This is a genomic window from Streptomyces sp. NPDC048411, assembly GCF_040704695.1.
Lineage (GTDB): Bacteria > Actinomycetota > Actinomycetes > Streptomycetales > Streptomycetaceae > Streptomyces.
On record NZ_JBEZKL010000041.1, the window covers coordinates 17,830 to 43,054 of the forward strand.

Here is a 25,225-nt window from a genome sequence, read left to right on the forward strand (position 1 = left end):
GGGCAGGCCGGTGTGGCTGTTCCCTCACGCCTCGTACGCCGCGCCCTCTCCACGTCGGAAGTCGGGGCGGCGGCTCGCCCGCTGCCGCCCCTGGACAGAGCTGATTCCAGCAGTCCGGCATTCCCGTCACACAGGAGGCGCAGCCCTATAACCACACTGTCGGCCATCGGACCGTCGGAGCCAACGGGGCTGACACGTATGAAGATCGGACGACTGCCGGGCGAGCGCTAGACTCCCGTCCAGTTCGATTGTCAGGTCGATTTTTCGAGTGAAGGATCAAAGTCTTCTCAGCCAGCTCGGCGGAACAGGCTGCACGGGGGAAGGGGTCTGATGACCTGGGACGAGTGGGAGCAGCTCAAGACGGCAGCTGTCGAGAATCGCTCCGCAGCGATGCAGCTGAACCGGGTACCTGACGAGGGCGGTGCGCCCGCTCCCGGAGGTGACCTGAAGGTCAATCAGCAGGACCTCGCGGCCGTCGGCGACGCCGCGTTCAAGCTCTTCGACAATCTGGGCAAATACGGCCGTGATGCCTGGTCCATCAGCCAGACGGCCGCGAAGGACCTGAGCACCCAGGGCTTCGCACTGGGCGGCGCGCTCGACCATGTGCAGGAGCGCTGGGAGAAGCAGCTCAAGACCCTGCTGGACGCCTGCGCGCACATTTCCAATCACATGGATTTCACCAAGGGTGCGCACGGGTGACGAGTACTACATCTACGGCATCGTGAGCAGCATTTCGACGCTGGACGACGGATTCACGGAGAGGACGCAGCGCTGATGGACTTCGAAACGCTGCGTCAGGGCAACTTCAGCCAGCTCGGCCAGGCCATCACCGCCTGGAACGGAGTGGTGGAGAAACTCGGAACGCTGGAAACAGACGCACGGGACGATCTGAAGGCGAAGGCGGACAAGGCAGACTGGGCCGGTGTAAATGCCACGGTCTCTCGTGAATTCATCACCAAGACTGCGGGTGAATTCTCCGACGCCCACACCCAGGCCAAGACCATCCACGACATCCTCAGGGACACCCACGACGAACTGGTGGACTACAAGGAGCAGTTGGATCAGGCCTTGGAGCGGGGCCGCAAGAAGAACCTCACGGTTGCCCAGACCGGCGGTGGCGGCTTCACCGTGACGATGCTCATCCACCCGGACCGCGCCGCCAAGGGCCACGAGGTTCCGGACCACTCTCCGCAGGACGCGGAGCACCTGCGGGACGATGTGCAGCGCATCTTGAACCGGGCGACGGAGAGCGACACGACGGCGGCAACCGTCCTGCGTGCCATCGTCGACCAGGCCGAGGTCGGCTTCTCAGGTGCCTCGTACAACGACCGTGACACCGCGATCGACGCCCTGCGCAAGGCCGAGGAAGCGGCCAAGCTGATCAAGGAGAAGGGCGACGAGATGTCGCCCGAGGAGTTCCAGAAGCTGAACGGTCTGCTCAGCTCGTTCAAGAACGACCCTTTGTTCCAGGAGAAGTTCGCCACCCAGCTGGGCCCGAAGGCGACGCTGGAGTTCTGGGCGGACCTTTCGAGCCCGGACAGCCCGAATGACCTGACCCGCACGCAGCTCAACCAGCTCGGTGAGTTCCAGAAGAACCTGGGCCATGTCCTGGGCGGCGCCACCCAGTCGGACAGCCCTGCCATGCGGCAGTGGGAGGACAACATGCTGAAGCTCGCGGGCGAGCGGTACAACACCCGCGCAGGTGACGTCTGGGGCTTCCAGATCATGAGCAACCTCATGCGCACGGGCGACTACGACGACCAGTTCCTCAACAAGTACGGCAACGAACTGGTCGCCAAGGAAAAGGAGATGAGGCTGCCGGACCGCTACTGGAACTCGCAGCCGAAGCCCAAGCTGAACTTCATCGGCGACGAGGAGTTCGGCCGCGACCCGATGACGGGCTTCCTCACGGCACTCGCCAACAGCCCGGACGCCTCGACGGACTTCTTCAACGCGAAGGAGCCGCAGGACAATGCGCAGTGGGTGCTGAAGGACCGCCCGTACTTCGACGACACGCCGCTGAACGATGGCCCGAACCCGGCCAAGGACGCGGCGGGCAAGGCCATGTTCGCGGCGGTGTCGGGCGTGTCCGACCCGAAGGACCCCGACGCGGAGTTCCTGCTGCACTCGCCGGAGCAGCGGGAGGCCATGAAGCGCTCCCTCGGGTTCCTCTCCAGCATGGGCAACGACTTTCCGTCCGAGCTGCGCGACGACATGGCGCTGGCCATGGGCAACCACGGCGACTGGGTACACAAGGCGATGAGTGATCCGGTGTCACGGCACGAGCTCGACTCGGGGCAGTTGATGGAGGTCAGCAAGCAGATCTCGCGTAACAGGGACGCCTACGGCGAGCTCGTCAGGCAGATGCACGGAGCGGTCGTGGCCGACATCTACACGGAGAAGGCGCACCCGGAAGACAGTTTGGACCGCGCCGGCCGCACCATCGGCTTCTTGGAGGAGGCCCGCTACCAGGCCACCAACGACGAGAAGGGCCAGAAGCTCGCCGACGCCTCGTGGGAGAAGGCCGGGAGGTACCACGTCATCGGCGGCCTCGTCACACCGTGGCATCCGGCCGGTGACGCTGCCCAGCGTGTCGTGGACGTGGTCACGTCGAAAATGCTGGAGGACGAGCAGAACAAGATCAGCGGCCAGGCGACCGCGGACCACCAGGAAACGTATAGGCGACGCACCCGGGAGCTCCAGAAGATCGCGGACATCTGGTACCAGGAGAACACAAAGTGGGCCGAGGATCCGACGCACGAGGGCTACTCAAAGAACCACGGCATCTACAAGCAGATCGGAGAAGCCGCCAACGATGGCAATAAGAAGGCCGAAGGAGTGGCGGGCATCCAATGACCGGGACGACATCACGGCGCCTCACCGCCTCGGCCCTGGCCTGCTGCCTCGCGCTGTCACTCGGCGCGTGCGCCGGGGGACGTGAGTACACCGTTCCGAAGGAAGCGTGCGGCGTCGCGATCAGCGAAAAGGCGCTCGACCCGTTCCTGGTGGACGGGAAGAAGCTCCAGGTCCTGGGCGAGCCCCTGGCCACGGGCGAGGGCAACTGCGCCATCTGGGTCGACGATTGGCTTGTGGTCAACCTCCTGCTCGAAAAGGTCGACAAGCTCTACGACCCGATGGACGAGTCGGAGGAGTTTCGCTTCAAGAACCGGGCGAAGACGGCGGACCTGCCGTTCGACGGACTGGGCGCGGTGGGCGACTTCAACGCCATGGTCAGCGCGAAGTGCGTGGCGCCCGACGCCAAGTACGTCATCGTGTACGTCGAGGTCAGTCTCAAGTCCACCAGCGACGTCACCCGGCGGCGCGAGAACATCGAGTCCTTCGCCGTCGATGTCGTGCCGAAGGTGAAGAAAGCGCTCGGCTGCACAGCCTGACACCCACGCCCCGTAGTCGTATCTCCCGGGGTATGGCTACGGGGCGTGAGTCATCGTGCGGAATCCCCCAGCCGACGGGCAGACAGGACGCCGGGGCTCAGGAGGAGGGCCCCGGAGGGGTCGCTACGGCTACACCCGAGCCGGCGGCCCCGATGAGGTCGCCCTGGAGACGCGCACCGAAGTACCGACCGAGGAGATCGGAAGCATCCCATGACGAAGGTGCTGCGCCGCACCGCCGCCTGCGCCCTCACCGCAGGCCTCGCACTGTCCCTCACCGCGTGTGGCAGTGGACGGGAGTACACCGTCCCGAAGGAAGCATGCGGGATCTCGATCAACGAGAGGACACTCGACCCGTTCCTCTTCGACGGCAAGGAACTCAAGGTCGTGGGTGATTCCCTCATCGATACCAAGGGGAAGGGCCAGGGGCGCTGTGAGATTTCGGTGGACGACTGGCTGGTGGCAAACCTCGAAGTGGACAAGGTAGACAAGCTCTACGACCCCATGGGAGACCTGGACAGCTTCCGATTCAAGAACCGGGACGAGATCAAGGACCTGCCATTCGAGGGCCTGGGGGCGGTGGGCGACTACAACGCCATGGTCAGTACGGGCTGCGCGGCCCCAACGGCGGACCACCTCGTCGTACTGGTCACCATCAGCCTCAAGGCGGGCGGCGACGTTACCGAACGCCGCGAGGACATCCAGGACTTCACCCTCGACTTCGTACCAAAGGCAAAGAAAGCGCTCGGCTGCACCGCCTGACACCCCTGCCCACTGCCCCACTCTCCCGGGAGACGGCCGTGGGCAGGGGCCTCCGTCTCGCCCACACACACGCGCCGAGATCGCTCGTCCACAGGCCCAACTTCCGTATCTCTTACGGAATTCGCCACTCACGTATTCCGATCCGCGATCCGAATACATGATGCAGCCGGGCTTCAGCCCGCCCCGGCCAGCAGCCATCCGCAGCACGGCGACGACGAGTTCAGCCGTGATGTCCCCGGCCAACTTCTGACCCGGTCGCCCGCCGGTGAAGTCGCGACCTGCCAGGTCCAACACCCATACATCCCAGCATCAACCTGTCCAGATCAGAGGAGGAACTTGCCCTGCCCCTGCGCTATGCGCCGGTCACGCGGTCAGCTTTGATCGACGCGAGCAGTGCGGACAGGCCGACGCTACTGGCGATGAGTATCACGTTTGGCTCGTCGCTCTCTCGCAGCCGGAAGGTGCCATCAGACGCACTGGCGACGTTGACGCAGTTCGCGCCCTCGGTGCTGTACGAGGACTTCTGCCAGTTGTACTCGGACATGAAATGGCCTCTCAGAGACTGCTAGCAATCTTATGGACGAAGTCCCGGCTTTGCGCGGGGCTGAGCGCGCAGCTCTCCATGCGGTCCAGGACAGATCTATAGCGCGCAAGCTGTGCCTCAGCATCGAGGAAATCGCAACCGTGATCGGAATCCAGCACAACGGTGTCCAACTGCGGCACCTGCCCGGCGACGTAGGTGATCGGCTGCCCAGCAGCGGGGAAATCCTCGCGCTCGAAGGGAATTACTCGGATCGTGACGTTGTCCTGCTCCATCATCGCGGCCATGTGAAGCAACTGCGCTCGAGTGACCTCAGGTCCACCGAACCGCATACGTAGCGCTGCTTCGTGAACGATGGCGGTGTAGGGAAGTGTGACCTCCCGGAAGAGCACCGCTTGGCGCTTGACTCGGAAAGAAGCGCGATGTTCGATTTCATGGGGCCGCAACTGCGGAACGCTCTGCCTGAACACTGCTCGCGCGTGCTCCAGCGTCTGTACCAGTCCCGGCATGGAGACGACCACCCCCACACGCATCGAGGTCGCCCAGTGCTCACACTCCGCGACCTCGATCAGTCCCGCAGGCAGCAGCTCACGGTACTCGTCCCACCAGCCGCGCTCTCGGCCGCCTGTCATCTCTGTCATGGCATCCACGAGAGCGGCGTCATCGCATGAATAACTGTTTGCCATGGCACGCACTCGGTCAGCGCTCACCGCATAGCGCCCAGCTTCGATCATGCTCATTCTCGCCTGCTGAACACCGACGCACGCCGCAGCCGTCGTCGACGAGAGGCCGGCCCGCTCCCGCAGCTTGCGTAGTTCGGCTGCCAGGCGCCGCTGCCGCAGTGTCGGAGGCATTGCTCGCGCCACCCGAACCCACCTCCATTCGCGCAGGTATTCCATCCGTCACTCACACGACGGAATGTCTAAACTCTCCCCACGAAAGGGATACATCTATCCCCACACAAGCTACGTTATCTATGCCGTTCAACTCCTCCCACTGACAGGAGACTTCGCATGGCTAACGTATCTCCACCTTCCTCCCCCGCCGGCCCTCCTGACCGCTTCGCCCACGAGATCCGCGCCCTCGTCGAAGCGACCGCACCCCGCCTCTTCGCCGTGGTCGAGCAGTTCGAAACCGACAGTGGCGAGCCTGACGCCCGTGTCGCCGCGTGGGGCCTCGCGCACGACGACGGGAGCGCCCAGGTCACCGCTGTGGACGGCGGGTTCCGGATGTCGCTGCGCACTCCCGACCGTGCGGCCCAGCTGATTTCCCTGCGTCCGGGAAGCAACGGATGCCTGGTGTGGCCGGGACCAACCACCCTGATTACGCGAGCGAGTTGACAGAGATCAGCTCTCTCGCCCCGTACCTGCTGACCATCGGGGAGGGGCCTACTCCGGGGCCCGGTGACATCACCCCGCCTGATGGTAAGGACGCCGCGCTGTAATCGGCTTGGTGTTCGGGGCACAGGTCAGGGTGGGCACCTCCCGTGCGTGCCCACCCTGACTGTGTCCTGTCGAGAATTACTCGAAGTTGGCCCTCGCCCGCTTGTCGCCGGCCTGGTAAGCAGTCCCCGCCTCGCGCACCTTGCGAGAGATCTCGCTCAGGGCGGTGTGAATCGCTGTGGCGTCGTTGTCCCAGCCGCGCTGAGCGGTGTCATAGGCGCTCTTGGCTTCGCCCACCCAGAGCTCGGACACATTGGCGATCATCCGCTTGATGGACGCAAGGTCCTCCTGGAGCTGCTTGCTCTGCCGGTCGATGGCCCCGGCGGCCAGGTCCAGGCTCGCGTAAGTGACAACCATCGTGCCGTCGTTGTTGTTCGGCATGCGGTCCTCCCGTGTTATCTAGGTTTGGTGTGACTGGCTCGTACGTGGTGCGGGCGCAGCCAGGTCAGAAGTTGTTGAGGTTCGAGGTCCTGGCCTCCGCCGTCGCGTCGCCCGAGTAACCGCTGACGACGTCGACACCCTGGAGGGCCTGCTTGATTTCGTCTTCGGTGTTACCTGAAATGGTTCGCGCCGCCTTGATGGCCTCCTGGAAATTGAGGAGCCGATGGGCGATGCTGACCATCTTCCGATTGACCTCTTCCTGCTTGGCGTTGAAGGCGCCGGCGCCGATTCCCTTCCAAGCGCCTTCCAGGCTGTCGATCGTCGCCTGCAGCGTCTTCAGCTGGCCCTTCACGGAGTCGAAGCGCGTGGAGAGCTCACCCTCCAGCTTGAGGAGAGCGGCATCTGAGAGCTTTTGATCGGCCATTTTTTCGGCTTCCTTCCTGGTGCTCTTATTCGGTCCGGCTTTACTCGCCGGTGGGTACGGGTGAAGAACCTACGGCCAGTCAGGCGCTGCGGCGCTTACGGGCGAGCGCGAAGGCTCCCCCGCCGAGCACGATTACCGCTGCCGCTCCGCCGAGGATCAGGCCCAGTTGACTGTTGTCGTCCTTCTCAGCGCTGGAGCCTGCCATGGCCGCGTCATCAGCCTTCTCATTCTTGTCGGGCTGTGACGAAGCTGATGCGGACGGGGCAGGGGAGGCCGAGGAACCGGACGTATTTTCCTTGGTGAGGGGGCTGATGTCAGGAGCTCCAGGGTTTCCCTTGCCCCTCAGGATGTTGACGGCTGGACGGATGATGCCGTGGCCGAGGTAATTACTGAGGGTGCCCTTCTCCCAATCTCCTCGTCCAGCCGTATCGAAGAGGACGTTGAGAACTTGGTTGGCCGTCCAGTCGGGGTGGGCGGACCAAATCAGGGCGGCTGATGCCGAGGTGATGGCAGTGGCTTGGCTGGTCCCGCCCTCAGAGTCGCAATAGCCCTGAAACTTCGCATCGCACCACGTCGGAATCCCATCTCCCGGGGCGGCAATATCTACGGCGTCCCCGTGCTGAGAGTACGTGGAAACTTTGCCACTGCTGTCAGTTGCAGCGACACCGACTACCTGCGGATACGAGGCGGGAAATTGTTCCTTATTGCCTTTCTTGGCATTGTTCCCAACCCCTGCGAAGAACAGTTTCCCCTTGCTTTGCGCGTACTTGACGGCTTCTCGCTCTTCTCGGCCCGGGAAGTCACTAGCAAACGACATGCTGATGATCTGCGCATCGCTGTCCGCTGCGGCCCGGATTGCATCCGCCGTGTCATGCGCATTCACCGAATGCTCATTCTGGAAATCCGTATCGGTGATCCTCATCGGGATGATCTTCGCACCTGGTGCAAGGCCTCGCAGGCCCCCACCCTTGCCCGTTCCGGCAATCAACTCAGCCATCGTTGTGCCGTGCCCGTCATAGTCGTCGTGCTCATCGCCGTCGGTCCCTGTAGCGTCAAACCCCTTCAGGACCTGCCCCTTCAGAGAAGGCGTGGACGCATTGACTCCGGTGTCGATGACAGCAACCTTGATGCCTTCGCCCGTGGTGACCTTCCACATCTCCTCCGCATGCATCGGGCCGAGATACCACTGCTTGGACTGCACGTCCGCCGCGACCGCAGAGGGAACGGCCCCTGCGAATCCCATACTCCAAGCAGCAAACACTGCCATCGTGCTGAGCAGACGCCCACGCAAGCCGACAGGCATGCGGCGCTTCCGGGTTTGGCTCATTCCTGCTGCCATCCTGATTTTCGAACCTTCCCTGTATCTACTCGATCACCGGAGGTGCGACTCCACGCCGTCCGGCCTCCCACGTCTCTCTGTCCTCCGTCAGGTAGTCCGGACGTGCCGTACCGCCATCCTGGCCCTCATCGTCAGAGTCACGTCGGCCTGCGGGCCCACGCACCAGGCCTGCTCCCCCAACTGTGAAGCCCTTTGCGCCCGAGCCGGTCCCGGCAGCACCACCACGAGGCGTACCCACGACTCCGTTGGCGCTGGGAGTGCCCCGCCCACCGGGGCGGGGCGCGCCGCTCGCTCCGCCGGCTCCGATGACTCCCCGCTGCCCTGCACGTCCAGCAGAGCCACCCGTTTGTGCCGCTCCTCCGGCTCCGATGACTGTGCCGCGCGGAACACCACGAGCCGCCCCGGACGTACCCGCGCCCGGAACGGGGCGCTGTGGGGTCCCACCTACGATGCCGCTCCCTCGACCTGCAAGCGGGCCGGAAGCTCCGGACCTACCTGCATGACCTCCTGCCACGGGCCTGTTGCCAGTCGCACCAGATCGACCGGCAACAGGCGACTGATTGCCCCCGCGTCCGGATGTGCCTGAGGCCGAACCCCCACCCATGGGAGCCGGACGCCCCACAGGGGCTCCGGCGCGACCATTCGCCGCAGGGCCACTGCTGGTGGAGCCGCTGGCTCTGGGCCCGCTGCCCCCAGGTTGTGCGACTTTCCTGGGCAGGCCTGTCGATCCCTGGGACCACCGCGAGCCGCCCGTCACGGGATTCACAAAACCATTCGCTACGGGCGGAGTCGAGCGTGCTCCGGAACTGACCGGACCTGTGGCCGAAGGAACTGGAGATGGACCGGGAGCCGTCACGGGAGCCGGTGGTGTGGCCACGCTGTTGATCTCCGTCGAGGTGCCCTCGCTCGATACCGGTGCCGTTACGGGCATCCCAATAGCAGCTTGACTGGCAGTAGCACTCACGTTGGTCGAACCGCTCGCGACGACGTGCTCTGCGGTCCCTGGTGTCGTGCTGTTACTCAACCTCTCGGAGCCTGCCGATGAGCTCCCGGAGTCGGTTACTCGGATGCGCCCCTGCGGCCGCGGCATCGCAACATCAAGCTGCTTGTCGAACCGCGGCGGCTCCTGCGCCGCCAGCGTCTCCGCCGAAACCGAGTAGTACGAAGCCAGCCTGTTCGCCTGGTTGATGGCCTCCTGGCGGTCCTTCTCGACCCTCACCGCCGCGGCGTACTCCGGGTTGCCCTCGATCCGCTTCGGGGCCTCGATCTCCTCAGGGGACTTGCGACTGACGCGGTTGTCACGGGGCGGGAGCGAGTTACGCACCGAGGCGAGGCCCGTGCCCGCGACCATGATCTGCGTGCCGGCCGCCTCCGCGAAGTCGCCCAGCCTCGTGGCGTGGGCAACCAGGCCATTGCCCCAGTCGCGGAAGGCGGTTCCGGACTCGCCCTCCCAGTCGACATCCCCGATGAAGTCGCCCAGCTCCTTCGCGGCGTCCTTGATGGCCGTCCTTGCCTTCAAGAGCGCCTCACCCGCGTCTTCGAGGTGCTCCGGATTGGAGTTTTCGATCAGGTCGATCATCGCGTTGAGCTCGTGGCCCTCGAACGAAGTCCGTCCTGAGGAACCCGAACGCCCGAAGCCGAAGGACTCCATGACGTTCTGGACCTGCCGGTTGACATCAGTGGCGATCAGCTGGGTCTGGACGCGTTGCTTGTCCTGCGTGTGCTGTTCCTTGGGAGTCAGCTCCGGCTGCTTGTCGTCACTCATCAGCTATCACCCAGGTCGTCGTAGGCAGAGCCGGTCTTGCTGTCGGAGCGCGCCTGCTCAGGCTTGTCGGCCTTGTCGGTCTGCGCCTTCTCGTGCTCCTTGTCCAGGAGGACCTGGATCTCGTAGAACCGGCGCCGCACGTCGTCGTCCACGTTGTCGAAGCCGACGGCCGCCGCGTGCACGCCGAGGCTCAGGTATTCGATCTGGTCGCCCAGCGACTTGGAGAGCGAGACGAGCGCCTCGTGGACGCGGTTGTACTGCGCGTACAGCCCGTCCGCCTCCGCGAAGCACGCGTTCTGACCACTCAGGGCAGCGCGCGAAACCGTCTGCGCCGCAATCTTCGACTTACCGGCTGGCGAACCCTCGAGCTCCGCAAGCAGCGTATCGACACGCCCCCTGAACTTCTCCAGCGCGCCAACACCACGCCGGAGGTCGCCCGAGCCTCCCCCGCCACCGCCTGGACCGGCCACGATCCTTCCCCTCCCCGATTCCCCGTTTGCTCAGACCGTCACTCGTTGCTACCGCACCCGCGTGAACAAGTCTGACCTCATTCCATAAACTCTAGCCACTGGCTACAACAGGCCAAGTCTTTTGTGCGTCACGTAACTTCCGCAGACCGATCCCCGGTTGACGCCACGTCAAGCATGGTTCACTCGTCCCAGCCGCCTGGACCGCCGTCGGGTATCGCGCACAGCCACGGCCGTACCCGCTATCGCGGCGACCAGTACTGCCCCGCCCACCACCACGTAGGTCGCCAGGCGTGCGTTGCGTTCGTCCGCCGTTTCGCCCAGGTGGAGTTCAGCAGGTGTCGATGCTTCGCCCTTGCTCACACCTTCGTTCGCAATGGGGTGTTCGATGGGCTTGTCGTCCTCGGTCAGGGCACGCACCGGGTCGACGACGCCCCAGCCCACCAGACGGTCGTGTCCCGCGACCGAGCGTTCCGCCGTCTGCTGGATCTGGGCGACGATCTGCTTCTGCGTCCAGCCCTGGTGCTTGGCCTTGATGAGGGCGGCGACTCCTGCGACGTACGGAGCCGAGAAGCTGGTGCCGTTGTCGGCGCAGTGTCCGCCACCGGGGACCGTCGAGATCATGTCCACGCCGGGGGCAGCCACGCCCACGAACTCGCCGGACTGGGAGAAGGCCGCCCGTTCGTTGTTGCGGTCCGACGCGGCCACGGCCAGGACGCCGTCGTACGAGGCCGGGTAGGTCTCCTTGACGTTGCCGCCCAGCCCGTCGTTGCCGGCCGAGGCCACAACCACGATCCCCTTGACCAGGGCGGCGTCAACCGCTTGCTTGAGGACGGGCGCAGGCTTCACCGCGTTGGCCGTGTCCTGGGAGATGTTGATGACGTCCGCCTCCGCCTCGTCGGCGGCGTACCGGATGGAAGCGGCCAGTGACTCCGCCGTTCCGTGACCCTCGGCGTCGTTCTGCTGGATCGGGATGATCGTCGCGTCCGGGGCGAGGCCGGTGAAGCCGGTGCCCTTCACCTCTCGCGCGGCAATGATTCCGGCAACCTTGGTGCCGTGACCGACCGTGTCGGTGGTGCCGTTCTCCTTGCCGCGCTCGATCTTGCCGCCATTCTCGTCCTTGAGGTTCTTCGGCAGGAAGTTGCGGCCACTCCCGGTGTCCACGGCCTTGGTGAGCTGAGGGTTCTTGACGTCGACGCCGGTGTCGATGACTGCTACCCGTACGCCCTTTCCGGTGGACTGCTTCCACAGCTCGTCCATCAGGACGCGCTGGAGTGCCCAGGGGCGGCCCGCGTACTTCTTCGAGGGGAAGGTGCACTGGGTGGAATCGTCCGCGGCCGCGGGCAGTACGGGCAGCGTGATGAAGAGGACGGCGGTGGCAGCCGCGGCTGTCAGCAGGCGCCGGGGGCGAGGAGAGCGGTGCGTCGTCACGTGGTCACTCCTCACGAACCCTGCGGCTGGCGGGCGGCGCCGGTCGACAGACGCGGTCCCGTCGGCAGGAACGTGGACCAGGCAGCCGGAATGGGCGCGGGATCGACGTCCTTGTACCCCAGCCGGTTCTGCGCCTGTTGTGCCTCCTGCTGACGCTGTTCTCTCTCCTCCTTCGTGCCGGATTCGCCGATGCCGGAGTCGTCCTGCACGCTGTCGCCATTGGACTGCATGGCGTAGCGCAGACCGGTGTCGGTGACCAGGAAGAGGGGGCCGGAGTCGGCGCTGGACCCCTTGAACTGCCGGAAGAGCTGCCCTGATCCGGGGGTGACGTAGGCGCTGCTGGAGCCGGTGGGGAGCGTTGCGGGGAAGCTCGTGCCCGCCCACGTGCTGAGCGTGCTGGCCCCGTCCTTCGTGGCGACATCGCGCAGAACGTTGCACACGGTGTTACGGCTGCCGGCCGCGGCGCTCGCGGAGTTGACGGGCGTCGGCGCGCTCGTGGGCCAGTTCATGTCCTGCCCGAAGGCATCGCCGGGCTCGAACGCTCCGGCGCTGACAGGCCTCTCCTTGCCGTCCTGGCCAAGGTTGACCAGGGCCCGGCTGCTGAGCAGGAGCTTCGCGACAAAGTCCGATACGGGGGCGACCCGGCCAGGCAGGACCACGTACTGCTGGGTCCTGGTGCCGGATGTCGCCGCGAGGACCGTGCCCACCTTGTTCGCCTCGGGCGGCAGCTTCCCCGGGATGCCCGCGTCGGCGCCGGGGGTTCCGGGGACGGTCGGGAAGTCGACCGCGTCTCCGGTGTGCAGGGTGTCCAGCCACGCGGCGGAGACTCGCTGGGGGGCGCGGCCGTCGCCGACCAGGGTGCGCAGCAGCAGTTCGTCCTTCGTCATCCTGTACGCCGTACCCGCGGCGTCCACGATGTAGCGGGTCCTGTCCGGTCCCGGTCCCTCGACGTACATCAGCTCACCGCCGTGCAGCCGCCCCGCGCCCTCGGTCTTCTTCTGCTCGCGCTCGGCGAAGACGAACGCCGCCTTCTGGATGGCCCTGCCGCCCTCGCCGGGCCGCTCGCAGACGGCCCACCGTTTCTTCGATCCGGCTTCGTCCTTGGCCGGCAGCCGGTCGGGGGCGTAAGGGATGCCAAGGGTGGCGCCGTGGGGGATCGTGCCGTTGTCGAGGACCGATTCGTCGACGTTGATGACCTTGCCCTTGTCCGGGGCAAGGAGCAGCTTGGCGGAGGACATGTTCAGCACCGGGTGGAGTTGCGTCTTGCCATCGGTTTTCAACACCACATAACGCGTGGTGGATTTGCTGGCGATAATGACATTCTCGTAGGGGGTGTCCCAGTTCTGGGGTGCTACGGGCTTGAACATCCCCCAGGCTCCGAACGCCGCAAGGATGACGACGCCGACGATCGCACCGGGCATCACCGCACGCAGGGGGCGCGGTGCACCCTCCTCCGAGCCGGTCGGGTTGGGTTGCAGGAACTGTGCGATCAACCTCCGCTTCGCGAAGGTGTAGGCGTTGAGTTCGTCCCGCCGTGATGCCATCTGTCCGCTGCCCCTTTTCCCCAGTGGGCGACCAGGCTCCCACACACACTGTGGGCCACCGCCGTCGACCGGGCCCCCTACTATGCCTGTTGGCGCTTGACCGCCACTCCTCAGGTTAGGGTGATCGCCCGGTCAACGCCCGTGAAAAGAAACGGTAGACAGGGACACGAGGGGGCAATGCGGCGATGGGTGCAGCGACGCGCGAGCGCACGGGGCGGTCTACCCATCGAACGTCCAGCCCTTCCCGAAGGCAACACGGCAACGAGCCGGACGGCGCAGCACCCACCCCGTCGGTGAACGCCCCTGCGGCGACGACTCTGCGGCCGATCTCGCGGAACGGTCGCATCGGTCCCGTACTGCGGCAGATGGTGCTCGTCGAGGCGGCTCTGGCGGTCGCCGCGGTGGGAGCCGTGCTCGGCGGCATCTGGCTGGTGCCCGCAGTCACGGTCGCCTGCCTGCTGGTGCTTCTCACGGTGGTACGTCGCCGGGGCCGCGCCGTGCAGGACTGGCTGTCGACGACACTCGCCCTCCGCGATCGCAGGCGGACCGCCGTGGCGCCCGCCGTGGGTGCGGAGCCGCAGCTGGCGCCGGTGGCGGAAAGTGTGCCGGGATTCGCTCCGTACATCTACGTCGACCGGGACCGCCGCACGGTGGGCATGCTCGGGGACGGCACGTTCCTGACCGCTGTCGTACGGGTCGAGGCCGGCGGTGAATCGCTCCGCCAGGCGCGCGGTGCGCGGGCGCTCCCGCTGTCCCTCCTCGGCGATGCCCTCTCTGTGGACGACATCGTGCTGGAGTCCGCGCAGCTCGTGCAGCAGGTACGCCCCGCTCCGGCGCAGCATCTGCCGCAGCAGTCGGCGGCGCGGCTCTCCTACGCCCCCCTTCAGGAGCAGACCGGGGCGCCCGCGGTGCGGATGACCTGGGTGGCTGTGAAACTGGATCCGGAACTGTGCCAGGAGGCGGTCGAGGCACGCGGCGGCGGAATCGGCGGAGCTCAGCGCTGTCTCGTTCGGGTCGCGGACCACGTGGCGAGCCGGATCACCGGCGCCGGATTCCGGGCCGTGGTGCTGGACCAGGAAGAGCTGCACTCCGCCGTGGCGACATCCGCGTGTGCCAGTCCCATCCTGTCGGCCCGCGCCGGACGCCAGGATGCCGCGCCGCAGCGGCGGACGATGGAAACATCGAGGGTCTGGCGGTGCGACGACCGTTGGCACACTGTCTATGCGGTGGACCGTTGGCCCGAGTTGGGCCGGGGGGCGACTCCTCTCCCCCGCCTCGTATCGCTGCTGACCTTGGTCCCCGCTTATGCGACGACCTTCAGCCTGACGGTGCGACGCGGTTCACACCAGGGCGATGTGTCCGTGTCCGGTCACGTACGGATCACCGGCGGCTCCGACACCGAACTGGTCGGGGTGCGAAGGACATTGGAGCAAGCCGCACGGCACGCCAAGGTCGGTCTGGTGCGACTGGACCGCGAGCAACTGCCGGGCGTGCTGGCGACGCTCCCGCTGGGAGGCGCACAGTGACGCATCGCACCGAGCCGAGGCGAGGACTGCGCGGCCCTCGCCACGCGGGGCACACCCTGGCGGCGGAGCACCTGGGCGCGCTGTCCTTGCCGGTCGGGGACGACGGCGTGATCATCGGCAGCGATGCCGAGGGGCGCACGCAGATGATCGGGTTCCACCGCCCGGCGCCGTACGACGTCCTGTTGATCGGCGGCCTGTGGACCGCTCAGGTGCTGGCGCTGCGCGCGGCGGCCACGGGTGCGCGGGTAGCGGTCGAGACCGGGCGGACCCAGGCCTGGACCACTCTGGCGCAAGCCGCTGGTGCCGGTCTTGAGTGCGTCTCCCTCCATGACGTAGGCCAGGTTCCGCCGACCGGAGCGACCGTGGGCAGCCCGGTGGTGGTGGTGCGCGACTGTGGCATGCGCCCGCCCCGTGGCCGGGTGGTGTCCTCGCCCTGGCAGTCGGTGTTGACGCTGCTGCCCTATCTGAGTCCTGTGGCGCCCCGGTTGATGCGGGCGTCGACGCTCGTGGGTGTCCAGCGGGTCTCGCCCGCCGAGGCGGATCAGATCGGCCGGATCCTGGGGCTCGCTCGGGCCGAGATCGAGGCCCTGCCCACCCTGGCGGACGGTGTCACGCTCTGGGTGGCGGGCCGCGAGCGCCACTGGGTGATGACCAGCGCGACGGATATCGAGAGCGGCCTGCTGGGCACTGCTCGCCGGATGGACTGAATACTGTTTCGTTCGCAACCCCGGGCCTGCCGCTTCCAGGGAGGATGGCCAGGGAACGACACGGTTCGATCGAAGGGACGCCGCCATGGGCACCCAGCAGGAAAAGGAAGAGCTCTACGCTCTCGACATCTCGGATGTGGAGTGGCTGAGCGCACCGGGGACCGAGAACGTCGAGGAACGGGTCGAGATCGCGCACCTGCCGAATGGTGCGGTCGCCATGCGCTCGTCGCTGGAACCGGAGACCGTGTTGCGGTACACGGAGGCCGAGTGGCGTGCCTTCGTCCTGGGCGCACGGGACGGTGAGTTCGACCTCACGTAGGCAGGGGTCAGGTGAGGGTGGCTGTCCGGAGGCGATGGCCACCCTCTCACCACGCCTGAGTATGTGCCGAGTTGACCGCTTCGGATCGTACACGCTGCCCTATCGGGGCACTTGAGGACGGTTCGTGACCTACTGGATGGTTTCTGCCGAGCCGAACGGCTTGCCGGAGCGGGCCCGATGACGATTAGGGTGGGTCCGGGCGCGGCAGAAGACCTGCGGGCAGGCAATGCGCGCCCCGAGGGGGAGAGCCGGGCGGTTCGGAATACGGGAACGGCCGCCCCCACCCACCACGGCACAAGGGTGCTCGACCACACCAGGAGGCAAAGTGAACGGCGATCGGGACGAAATCCGAGGGGGCTGGAGCAGGCCCGTCGACGAGTCGTCCGACGCGGAGCCCGCCGAGATGACGGGTGAGTTCACCATCGACTACACCCCGCCCGCCTGGTACACGCAGAACGCGCCGGGGGACTCGTCGGGCGGGGCCGGAACGCACCTGGCGCCGCCTCCGCCGCCCCATGGGGCGCCGGTGTCCGCGCCCGGGCTGCCGGTCGGGGGCGACTTCGAACCCGACTGGACCCCGGCGCCGCCCGCGCCTGCGCCCGTTCCGCCTGTGGCCCCTGTGGCCCCTGTGGGTCAGACGCCTCCTGTCGCTTCCGCCGCCGCTCCTTCGCCCGCCCCTGCGGAGGGCGCGGGAAACAGTGCGCCGGATCCGTTCGGGGGCGGTGATGTGGAGAGCGGCGCGACCATGCGGTTCTCACCTGCCGCGCTGAAGCGCGAGATCGCGGAGCGGGAGGCGGCTGCGGACGGGGGGCGGGTCGCATCCGGTGCCGGTTCCGAAGGCCCTGACGGCGGCCCGGCCGGTACGGACGCGGGTGTGACGGCAGGAGCCGATTCCGTACCGTCGGATTCCGTCCGGTCCGAGCAGCCCGAGCAGTCCAGCAAGCAGTCCAGCCGGACCGATGCCGCAGAGCCTTCCGACGCGGCGGCCGACAACGGTACGGACTCCGTTGCCGAGGAAGCTCCGGATGACGGCGCCGACGCTCCGTCCGATGCGCCCGCCGACTCCGTGCCCGCGGCCGCCGCTTCCGCTCCGGCACCTCAGGACGCCACGCCGCCCGCCGCTCCGGCTCCGGAGCGTCAGGACGCCACGCCCGCGGCTCCACCGACGCCGTGGACCCCGGCGCCGCCCGCGCAAGGCGGTCTGCCGCCCCTGCCGCCCACATTCCAGCCCGCCACCGGGCACCCCAACACGCCCCAGCCGGCGCCGCAGTGGCCCGCGACGGCTCCGGCTCCCGCCCCGGCGAGCGAAGCGCCCGGTGGGTACGGATTCCCGAACGTTGCCCAGACACCGCAGGCACCCCAGGCACCGCCGTTCCCGCAGCCCGCACCGCAGCCGCCCCCTCAGGGAACACCACCGCAGCAGGGCAGCTACGGATTCCCCCAGCCGCCTCAGTCACCGCAGGCACCCCAGTGGCCCGCACAGCAGGAGGCCCCACAGGGCGGTTACGGATTCCCGCAGTCGCCCCAGCCCCACCAGGCACCCCAGCCCCAGGCGCCCCAGCGGCCGGTCCAGGGAGCTCCCCACGTGCCCGCCCCGGTCGCCCCGCAGCCGCCCTCTCACCAGCAGCTGCCGCAGCAACAGCCTCAGCAGCAGCATCCGCCGCAGGGACCGCCCGTGGATCCGCGGACTGGGACGGCCTGGCCGACGGCGGTCACGCATGACCAGCGCGAGCGGTCCGTACCGGGTGCTCCGCTCGGCTACACGGCGGCCGTCGAGCTCTCCTCCGACCGTCTGGTCCGGGGCAAGCAGAAGGCGAAGAGCAGCCGCGCGCCTTCCGCTGCGTCCCGATTCAAGCTGGGCAGCAAGAAGGAAGAGGCCGAGCGGCAGCGCAAGCTCGACCTGATCCGTACACCCGTGCTGTCCTGCTACCGGATAGCGGTCATCAGCCTCAAGGGCGGCGTCGGCAAGACCACGACGACCACCGCGCTCGGCGCGACCCTGGCCACCGAGCGGCAGGACAAGATCCTCGCCATCGACGCCAACCCGGACGCCGGCACGCTCGGCCGCCGGGTGCGCCGCGAGACCGGGGCGACCATCCGTGACCTGGTCCAGGCGATCCCGTACCTCAACTCGTACATGGACATCCGCCGCTTCACCTCGCAGGCGCCGTCCGGCCTGGAGATCATCGCCAACGACGTGGACCCGGCGGTCTCGACGACCTTCAACGACGAGGACTATCGGCGTGCGATCGACGTCCTCGGCAGGCAGTACCCGATCATCCTCACCGACTCGGGCACCGGTCTGCTCTACAGCGCGATGCGCGGAGTGCTGGACCTCGCCGATCAGTTGATCATCATCTCGACACCGTCGGTCGACGGTGCGTCCAGCGCCTCCACCACGCTGGACTGGCTCTCGGCGCACGGGTACGCGGATCTGGTGCAGCGGTCGATCACCGTCATCTCCGGGGTCCGCGAGACCGGCAAGATGATCAAGGTCGATGACATCGTGCAGCACTTCGAGACCCGCTGCCGGGGTGTGGTCGTCGTGCCGTTCGACGAGCATCTGTCGGCCGGTGCCGAGGTCGACCTCGACATGATGCGCCCGAAGACGCGTGAGGCGTACTTCAACCTCTCCGCGATGGTGGCCGAGGACTTCGCCCGCGCCCAGCAGCAGCAGGGGCTGTGGACCTCGGACGGCAGCAACCCGCCGCCGCAGTACGCTCCGCCGATGCCCGGACACCCGATGCCCGGTCAGCAGCAGTACGTACCGCAGCAACCGGGTCAGCCGTATCCGCCCCAGCAGCCTCAGCAGCCCCAGGGCCTGGGACAGCCGTACCCGCCCCAGCAGCCGTACGGCGGGCAGCAGACCCAGCAGCCCTACCCGCCGCAATCGGGCCCCGGCGGGCAGCAGAACGGCTGGCAGCAGCTGCCGCCAGCGCCTCAGCAGTAAGGCATCAGAGGTCTCGACCAATGAGGGCCCGCACCGTTCCCACGGTGCGGGCCCTCTTCGCATTCCTGCAGCCCACACGCCATTTGGCACACCGTTGACGCGGCTCGACCACCGCTGATAAACCTTCGCTTCACCAGCTGGCGAACCAGAGATCAACCCGCCTTCTCCGTGCGAGTCATGACGCGAGGTCCCTGTCCATGGTCACAAGAGTCCCACCACCCTCCGCTCAGCCACGCTCACGTCTGCGTACCCTCCTGGCTTCCGGTGCCGCGGCCCTTGCCCTGGCCGCCGGGTCGATCGTCCCGGGGATGCCCCTCGGCGCCGCGCCTCAGCAGGCACAGGCCGCCGACAACGGCAAGACGACGCTGACTGTCGCGGTCGCGCAGAGCGTCGACTCGCTGAGCCCGTTCCTCGCTCAGCGGCTCATGAGCACCAGCGTCCTCCGGCTCATGTACGACTACCTCACCAACTACGACGCCAAGGACAACCACACGATCCCCGGCCTCGCCACCAAGTGGGAGCCGTCCGCGGACAAGTTGACCTGGACGTACACCATTCGGTCCAACTCCAAGTGGGCGGACGGGCAGCAGGCCACCGCCGAGGACGCGGCGTGGACCTTCAACAAGATGATGACCGACGAGGGCGCCGCGCAGGCCAACGGCAACTTCGTCGCCAACTTCAGGAAGGTCACGGCACCCAGCCCGGACAAGCTGGTCATCGAGCTCAAGGAACCGCAGGCCACCATGGCCGCGCTCGATGTGCCTATCGTTCCCAAGCACGTCTGGGAGAAGGTCGGGGACTTCTCGAAGTTCAACAACGACACGACGTTCCCCATCGTGGGGAACGGGCCGTTCATCCTGACCGACTACAAGGTCGACCAGTATGTGAAGCTCAAGGCCAACAAGAACTTCTGGCGCGGTGCGCCCAAGTTCGACGAGCTCGTCTTCAAGACGTACAAGGACCAGGACGCCGCGGTCGCCGCGCTGCGCAAGGGCGAGGTGTCATTCGTCGCGGGCGCCCCCGCGCTGACGCCTGCCCAGGCCGCGTCCCTCAAGGGCGACAAGAACATCAAGGTCAACGAGGGGCCGGGCCGCCGCTTCTTCGCACTGGCGACCAACCCGGGCGCGCAGACCAAGGACGGCAAGAAGTTCGGCAACGGCAACAAGGCCCTGCTCGACCAGAAGGTGCGCCAGGCGCTCTTCCTCGCGGTCGACCGCAAGACCATCATCGACAAGGTCTTCCAGGGTCACGCCGTCGAGGGCCAGGGGTACATTCCGCCGCGCTACGGGGACTACTTCTGGCAGCCGTCCGACAGCCAGACGCTGGCCTACGACCCGGCCCGGGCGGCCGAGCTGCTCGACCAGGCGGGCTACAAGCTCAAGGGCGACCAGCGTGTCGGCAAGGACGGCAAGCCGCTCGACCTGCGCATCCTGTGCCATGCCACGGACCCCAACGACAAGGCGATCGGCAAGTACCTCAAGGAGTGGTGGGGCAAGCTCGGCATCGGGCTGAAGGTGGACTGCCTCGACGACGTCTCCGTGCCCTGGTACGCCGGTGAGTACGACCTCGCGTTCGACGGCTGGTCCGTCAACCCGGACCCGGACTTCGTCCTGGGTATCCACACCTGCTCCGCGCTGCCCGCCAAGGCCAAGGAGAGCGCCGCCACGGACAACTTCATCTGCGACAAGACGTACGACAAGCTGTACAAGAAGCAGCTCGCCGAGTACGACCCGGCCAAGCGGGCTGACACCGTCAAACAGATGGAGTCGTGGTTGTACGACTCCGGGTACATGAACATCATCGCGTACCCGAACGCGGTCGAGGCGTACCGGACGGACCAGATCAAGTCCATCACCACCATGCCCGAGGCGGCCGGCAACATCTACGGCCAGGATGGGTACTGGAGTTGGTGGTCGGCCGTTCCGGCGGCTGACGGCAAGAGCGGTTCGGGCAGTGACAGCGGTGGCAACTCCACCGGTGTCGTCATCGGCATCGTCGTCGCCTTGATGGTGCTCGCCGGTGGCGGGTTCCTCATGACGCGTCGTCGCCGGTCCACGGCGGAGGACCGCGAATAGTCACGCGGACGGGATGAGAGGGACCGGCAGCACGGGGTCATGACACCCTCCCCGCCGGTCCCTCCAAGGGCAGCACGAGTAACGAGAGTTCCCCATGACAGCTGACAGCACTCCGGCGCTCGTGCAGAACGCGGATGCGGACACCGACGGCCCGGCTCCGGCCGGGCCGTCGGCCGCCCGCGGCCCACGGGCGCGCAACACCAAGGCCTATCTCCAGTACGTGGCAGCCAAGATCGCGGGAGCGGTCGTCTCGCTGTTCGCCGTTCTGGTCACCAGCTTCTTCCTCTTCCGGCTCATTCCCAGCGACCCTGTGAAGCAGATGACCGGCGGCCGCCGCGTCTCCGCCGAACAGCTGGATTCGCTCAGACACCAGTTCGGCCTCGACCAGCCGCTCTGGAAGCAGTTCACGAGTTACGTGGGTGACGCGCTGACCGGGGACTTCGGTACCTCGTTCCAGTTCCACGCCCCCGTCATCGACAAGATCACCGAGGCGCTCCCGGCAACGCTGCTGCTCACCGGCACGGCCTACGTCCTCTACACGGCGCTCGGCATCTGGCTGGGCACCCGTACGGCCTGGCGCAACGGCTCCCGCAGCGACCGCTTCAACACCGCGTTCGCGCTCACGCTCTACTCGGTGCCGTCGTTCTGGCTCGGCCTGCTGCTCATCATCGTCTTCTCGGTGGGCATCGGCCCGATCCCCGGCATGTTCCCGACGGGGGGCCTGGAGTCGGGCGGGGAGACCGGCTTCGCGTACGTCGTCGATGTCGCCCATCACCTGGTGCTTCCCGTGATCACACTGGTCGCGGTCGGCTATGCGCAGACGCTTCTCGTGATGCGTTCCTCGCTCCTCGACGAGATGGGCAGCGACTATCTGACGACGGCCCGCGCAAAGGGGCTCCGTGACGACGTCGTACGGCGCAAGCACGCCGTCCCGAACGCGATGCTGCCGACATTCACCCTGATGTTCGTGAACCTGGGGCATGTGGTGGCGGGCCAGATCCTGGTCGAGACGGTGTTCTCCTGGCCCGGTCTCGGCGGTCTCTTCTACCAGGGGCTGAGTGTTCCCGACCTTCCCCTCGTCCAAGGGCTGTTCTTCGTCTTCGCCACTGCGGTGATCCTGGCGAACACCCTCGCCGACGTGCTGTATCCGCTGCTCGATCCCCGGGTGGGCCGATGACGACCGAACCATTGCCCGTGCAGAACGAAGCGGGCGTGACCACGAACCCGCGCGCCCTGGCCCGGGCCCGTAAGCGCCAGTCCCTGGCCCGCTTCTGGCGGGAGTACCGCACACACCGGGGCGGCCTGTGGGGGCTGGGCGGGCTCATCCTGATCGCGCTGATCGCCGTGTTCGCGCCCGCGCTGGCCGGCGCCGACTCGCAGAGCGTCACCGCCGCACCGGGCGGCGCCCTCGAATCGCCCAGCGGAGAATTCCCGCTCGGTACCGACCAGTTCGGACGCAGCGTCCTGGCACTCCTGGTGTGGGGTGCGCGCGTCTCGCTCACCGTGGGGCTGCTCGCCGCGTTCCTGTGCGTGGCGATCGGCACGGTCGTCGGGATCGTCGCGGGCCACTTCCACGGCTGGTACTCGACGGTTCTGATGCGCGTCACCGACTGGTTCCTGGTGATGCCGACCCTGGTTCTCGCGATCGCGCTCGCCACCGTGATGGACCGCTCCATCTGGACGATCATCATCGCGATCGGCGTCACGACCTGGCCGACCACGGCCCGGCTCGTCCGTGCCCAGACGCTCGCCGTGGAGTCACGCCCGTACATCGAGCGTGCCCGCGCGCTGGGCGGCGGGCACGGGCACATCATGACCCGCCATGTGCTGCCGAACGTGATGCCCCTGGTGCTCGCGCAGACCACACTCGTGATCTCCAGCGCAATCCTCACCGAGGCCACGCTCGCCTTCCTCGGTCTCGGCGACCCGACCATCACCTCCTGGGGCGGCATGCTCCAGGACGCACGTGAGGCGGGCGCGGTGAGCGCGGGCGACTGGTGGTACCTGGCACCACCCGGTGTCGCCATCGCCCTGGTGGCCCTGTCGTTCACTCTGTGCGGCCGCGCGATCGAGTCCGTCCTCAACCCCAGACTGGGGGTGGCCCGTTGAATACACCGAGCACACAGAAAGCGCCCCTGCTGGACGTCCGCGACCTCTCGGTCATGTACGCCGGGGGTGCCCACGCGGTCCGCGGTGTGAACCTCACCGTCGACGCGGGCCAGAAGCTCGGCATCGCCGGGGAGTCGGGCTGCGGCAAGTCCACACTGGCGCTGGCACTGCTGCGACTGCTGCCCGCCGGGACGAAGGTCTCCGGCCGGATCCTGCTGAACGGCGAGGACGTCCTCGCCATGAAGTGGGGCCAGGTCAGGGCGGTGCGCTGGGCAGGCGCCTCGATCGTGTTCCAGGGCGCGATGCATTCGCTGAACGCCGTGCACCGCATCGGGGACCAGATCGCCGAGCCGATCCTGCTGCACAGGAAGGCCACCCCGTCCGGGGCGAAGAAGAAGGTCGGCGAACTCCTGGAGCAGGTGGGACTGCCGGCCTCCCGCGCCGGCTCCTACCCGCACGAGCTCTCCGGGGGGCAGCGACAGCGCGTGATGATCGCGATGGCGCTCGCCTGCGATCCGGGCCTGATCATCGCCGACGAGCCGACAACCGCCCTCGATGTGATGATCCAGGCCCAGATCCTGCGCCTGATCGAGCAGCTGGTGTCCGAACAGGACCTGGGTCTGATCATGATCAGCCATGACCTGGCCGTGCTCTCGGACACCTGTGACCGGCTCGCGGTGATGTACGCGGGCCGAGTGGTGGAGGAGGGCCCGGCGTCCCAGGTCTACGAGGACGCGCACCATCCCTACAGCAAGGCCCTGTCGGGCGCGTTCCCGCGCATCGGGGACCCGGCGTCCCGGTACGCGCCCCGCGGGCTGCCCGGCGATCCGCCTGACCCGTCGGCGCTGCCCGCCGGCTGCACGTTCCATCCGCGCTGCCCGGTGGCGCTGGACTCCTGCACCACGCAGGACCAGGAGCTGCGGGAGTTGGATGCCCTGCGGCGGGCCGCCTGTGTGCTGGTGGAGCCGGGGGCGGCCGGCGCCGCGCCCCGGCAGGGTGCCGAGGAAGCAAGGAGCACGACATGACCACCCCCACTCCCCTGCTGAGCGCGGAGGAACTGAAGGTCGCCTTCCCCGGCCGGCGCGGAGCCGCAACGGCGCGCGCGGTGGACGGTGTCGACCTGGACATCCGGCCCGGCGAGATCGTCGCGCTGGTCGGCGAGTCCGGGTGCGGCAAGACGACGCTGGCGCGCTCCCTGCTGGGGCTCGTCCCCCCGACGTCCGGCCGGGTCACGTTCGGCGGCGACCCGCTCGACTACTCGGGCCGTGCCCTGAAGGCGTACCGCAAGCGCGTCCAGCTCGTACTGCAGGACCCCAGCGGCTCGCTGAACCCGCGGCACACGGTGTACGACGCGGTCGCGGAGGGGCTGCGGATCCACGGGTACGCGGGGGATGAGCGGACGGCGGTCGCGGAGGCGCTGTCGCGGGCGGGGCTGCGGCCTCCCGAGCGGTTCTTCCTGCGCTATCCGCACGAGCTGTCGGGCGGGCAGCGCCAGCGCGTCGTGATCGCGGGCGCCCTCGTCCTGGAACCGGAACTCATCGTTGCCGACGAACCCGTGGCCTCGCTCGACGCCTCGGTGCGCGGTGAGATCCTGGCCCTGCTTCTGCAACTGAGGGATGAACTGGGGCTGTCCGCACTGGTGGTCACGCACGACCTGGGGCTGGCGTGGAACATCGCCGACCGGGTCGCGGTGATGTATCTCGGCCGGATCGTGGAGACGGGCGAGGTCGAGCAGATCCTCACGGCTCCGCAGCATCCCTACACCCAGGCACTGCTGTCGGTGCTGCCTGAGGCCGAGGGCGAGCCGGTGATCCTCACGGGCGAGCCGCCGGACCCGGCCAAGGTGCCGTCCGGCTGCCGGTTCCATGCCCGCTGCCAGGTCCTCGCGTCGGGCGAGGCCGAGCGGGCGGGGGTGGCGGATGCCTGCCGTACGAAGGACCTTCCGGTGCTCGCGGGCAGCGGGGAGACGCAGGTGGCGTGCCACTGGGCGCAGGCGATGGCGGGCGTGGAGGTGTAAGAGGAGCCGCGCCCTGTACGGCTTGGGCCGGGACCGC

At 67.4% G+C, this 25,225-nt stretch carries 21 protein-coding genes and 1 pseudogene; 14 read left to right on the plus strand and 8 right to left on the minus strand.

What is annotated here, in order from left to right:
* The first annotated feature begins 330 nt into the window (after nucleotides 1–330).
* From AB0915_RS16950 to AB0915_RS16965, 4 genes and pseudogenes are all read left to right on the plus strand, one after another.
* A pseudogene (locus AB0915_RS16950) lies at nucleotides 331–775 on the plus strand (hypothetical protein).
* On the plus strand, nucleotides 775–2,856 hold the full coding sequence (locus AB0915_RS16955; protein WP_366691829.1) for a hypothetical protein: 2,082 nt from the start codon (nucleotides 775–777) through the stop codon (nucleotides 2,854–2,856). The pseudogene AB0915_RS16950 and the gene AB0915_RS16955 overlap by 1 nt, the downstream one beginning before the upstream one ends.
* Nucleotides 2,853–3,392 carry a hypothetical protein gene (locus tag AB0915_RS16960; protein ID WP_366691830.1) on the plus strand — a complete coding sequence of 180 codons (540 nt, stop codon included), beginning with the start codon at nucleotides 2,853–2,855 and terminating at the stop codon, nucleotides 3,390–3,392. Before AB0915_RS16955 ends, AB0915_RS16960 begins: the two co-directional genes overlap by 4 nt.
* Nucleotides 3,393–3,602: 210 nt before the next feature.
* Nucleotides 3,603–4,151: a hypothetical protein gene (locus tag AB0915_RS16965; protein WP_366691831.1), complete on the plus strand. Its 549-nt coding sequence runs from the start codon at nucleotides 3,603–3,605 to the stop codon at nucleotides 4,149–4,151.
* A gap of 352 nt (nucleotides 4,152–4,503) precedes the next feature.
* On the opposite strand, the gene AB0915_RS16970 is transcribed toward AB0915_RS16965, so the two are convergent.
* Both AB0915_RS16970 and AB0915_RS16975 read right to left on the minus strand, forming a co-directional pair.
* Entirely contained in the window at nucleotides 4,504–4,695 is a 192-nt protein-coding gene (locus tag AB0915_RS16970) for a DUF397 domain-containing protein (RefSeq protein ID WP_366691832.1), read from the minus strand.
* An 11-nt stretch (nucleotides 4,696–4,706) separates the two neighbouring features.
* Nucleotides 4,707–5,546: a helix-turn-helix transcriptional regulator gene (locus tag AB0915_RS16975; RefSeq protein WP_366691857.1), complete on the minus strand. Its 840-nt coding sequence runs from the start codon at nucleotides 5,544–5,546 to the stop codon at nucleotides 4,707–4,709.
* A gap of 159 nt (nucleotides 5,547–5,705) precedes the next feature.
* Here AB0915_RS16975 and AB0915_RS16980 point away from each other — a divergent pair, with 159 nt between their 5' ends.
* Nucleotides 5,706–6,032 (plus strand): hypothetical protein, encoded by a 327-nt coding sequence (locus tag AB0915_RS16980; RefSeq protein WP_366691833.1) that lies wholly within the window; start codon nucleotides 5,706–5,708, stop codon nucleotides 6,030–6,032.
* Nucleotides 6,033–6,212: 180 nt separating this feature from the next.
* Here the strand turns inward: AB0915_RS16980 and AB0915_RS16985 are convergent, their stop codons facing one another.
* The 6 genes from AB0915_RS16985 to eccB form a co-directional block, all read right to left on the minus strand.
* Nucleotides 6,213–6,515 carry a WXG100 family type VII secretion target gene (locus tag AB0915_RS16985; RefSeq protein ID WP_366691834.1) on the minus strand — a complete coding sequence of 101 codons (303 nt, stop codon included), beginning with the start codon at nucleotides 6,513–6,515 and terminating at the stop codon, nucleotides 6,213–6,215.
* Between the two features lie 64 nt (nucleotides 6,516–6,579).
* Entirely contained in the window at nucleotides 6,580–6,939 is a 360-nt protein-coding gene (locus tag AB0915_RS16990) for a WXG100 family type VII secretion target (RefSeq protein WP_366691835.1), read from the minus strand.
* A 79-nt stretch (nucleotides 6,940–7,018) separates the two neighbouring features.
* The gene (locus tag AB0915_RS16995; protein WP_366691836.1) at nucleotides 7,019–8,278 is read right to left on the minus strand and encodes a S8 family serine peptidase; all 1,260 of its coding nucleotides are present in this window, start codon (nucleotides 8,276–8,278) and stop codon (nucleotides 7,019–7,021) included.
* A 1,764-nt stretch (nucleotides 8,279–10,042) separates the two neighbouring features.
* Nucleotides 10,043–10,516, minus strand: coding sequence for a hypothetical protein (locus tag AB0915_RS17000; protein WP_366691858.1), 474 nt, complete (start codon nucleotides 10,514–10,516; stop codon nucleotides 10,043–10,045).
* A gap of 165 nt (nucleotides 10,517–10,681) precedes the next feature.
* Nucleotides 10,682–11,941: a type VII secretion-associated serine protease mycosin gene (mycP, locus tag AB0915_RS17005; protein ID WP_366691837.1), complete on the minus strand. Its 1,260-nt coding sequence runs from the start codon at nucleotides 11,939–11,941 to the stop codon at nucleotides 10,682–10,684.
* Nucleotides 11,942–11,952: 11 nt separating this feature from the next.
* Nucleotides 11,953–13,485 carry a type VII secretion protein EccB gene (gene eccB / locus AB0915_RS17010; RefSeq protein ID WP_366691838.1) on the minus strand — a complete coding sequence of 511 codons (1,533 nt, stop codon included), beginning with the start codon at nucleotides 13,483–13,485 and terminating at the stop codon, nucleotides 11,953–11,955.
* A 185-nt stretch (nucleotides 13,486–13,670) separates the two neighbouring features.
* Here eccB and eccE point away from each other — a divergent pair, with 185 nt between their 5' ends.
* The 9 genes from eccE to AB0915_RS17055 all read left to right on the plus strand — a co-directional run bounded on the left by eccE (nucleotide 13,671) and on the right by AB0915_RS17055 (nucleotide 25,188).
* Entirely contained in the window at nucleotides 13,671–15,011 is a 1,341-nt protein-coding gene (eccE, locus tag AB0915_RS17015) for a type VII secretion protein EccE (protein WP_366691839.1), read from the plus strand.
* The gene (locus tag AB0915_RS17020) at nucleotides 15,008–15,718 is read left to right on the plus strand and encodes a hypothetical protein (RefSeq protein ID WP_366691840.1); all 711 of its coding nucleotides are present in this window, start codon (nucleotides 15,008–15,010) and stop codon (nucleotides 15,716–15,718) included. The genes eccE and AB0915_RS17020 overlap by 4 nt, the downstream gene beginning before the upstream one ends.
* An 85-nt stretch (nucleotides 15,719–15,803) precedes the next feature.
* On the plus strand, nucleotides 15,804–16,037 hold the full coding sequence (locus AB0915_RS17025) for a DUF397 domain-containing protein (RefSeq protein WP_358860056.1): 234 nt from the start codon (nucleotides 15,804–15,806) through the stop codon (nucleotides 16,035–16,037).
* A gap of 325 nt (nucleotides 16,038–16,362) precedes the next feature.
* Nucleotides 16,363–18,987 (plus strand): SCO5717 family growth-regulating ATPase, encoded by a 2,625-nt coding sequence (locus AB0915_RS17030; RefSeq protein ID WP_366691841.1) that lies wholly within the window; start codon nucleotides 16,363–16,365, stop codon nucleotides 18,985–18,987.
* 197 nt (nucleotides 18,988–19,184) lie between these two features.
* A complete protein-coding gene (locus tag AB0915_RS17035; RefSeq protein WP_366691842.1) occupies nucleotides 19,185–21,062 on the plus strand; it encodes an ABC transporter substrate-binding protein in 1,878 nt (625 codons plus the stop codon).
* Between the two features lie 94 nt (nucleotides 21,063–21,156).
* A complete protein-coding gene (locus tag AB0915_RS17040) occupies nucleotides 21,157–22,239 on the plus strand; it encodes an ABC transporter permease (RefSeq protein WP_366691843.1) in 1,083 nt (360 codons plus the stop codon).
* Entirely contained in the window at nucleotides 22,236–23,171 is a 936-nt protein-coding gene (locus AB0915_RS17045) for an ABC transporter permease (RefSeq protein ID WP_366137116.1), read from the plus strand. Before AB0915_RS17040 ends, AB0915_RS17045 begins: the two co-directional genes overlap by 4 nt.
* Nucleotides 23,168–24,196 (plus strand): ABC transporter ATP-binding protein, encoded by a 1,029-nt coding sequence (locus AB0915_RS17050; RefSeq protein ID WP_366691844.1) that lies wholly within the window; start codon nucleotides 23,168–23,170, stop codon nucleotides 24,194–24,196. Before AB0915_RS17045 ends, AB0915_RS17050 begins: the two co-directional genes overlap by 4 nt.
* On the plus strand, nucleotides 24,193–25,188 hold the full coding sequence (locus tag AB0915_RS17055) for an ABC transporter ATP-binding protein (RefSeq protein ID WP_366691845.1): 996 nt from the start codon (nucleotides 24,193–24,195) through the stop codon (nucleotides 25,186–25,188). The genes AB0915_RS17050 and AB0915_RS17055 overlap by 4 nt, the downstream gene beginning before the upstream one ends.
* Nucleotides 25,189–25,225: the final 37 nt, after the last annotated feature.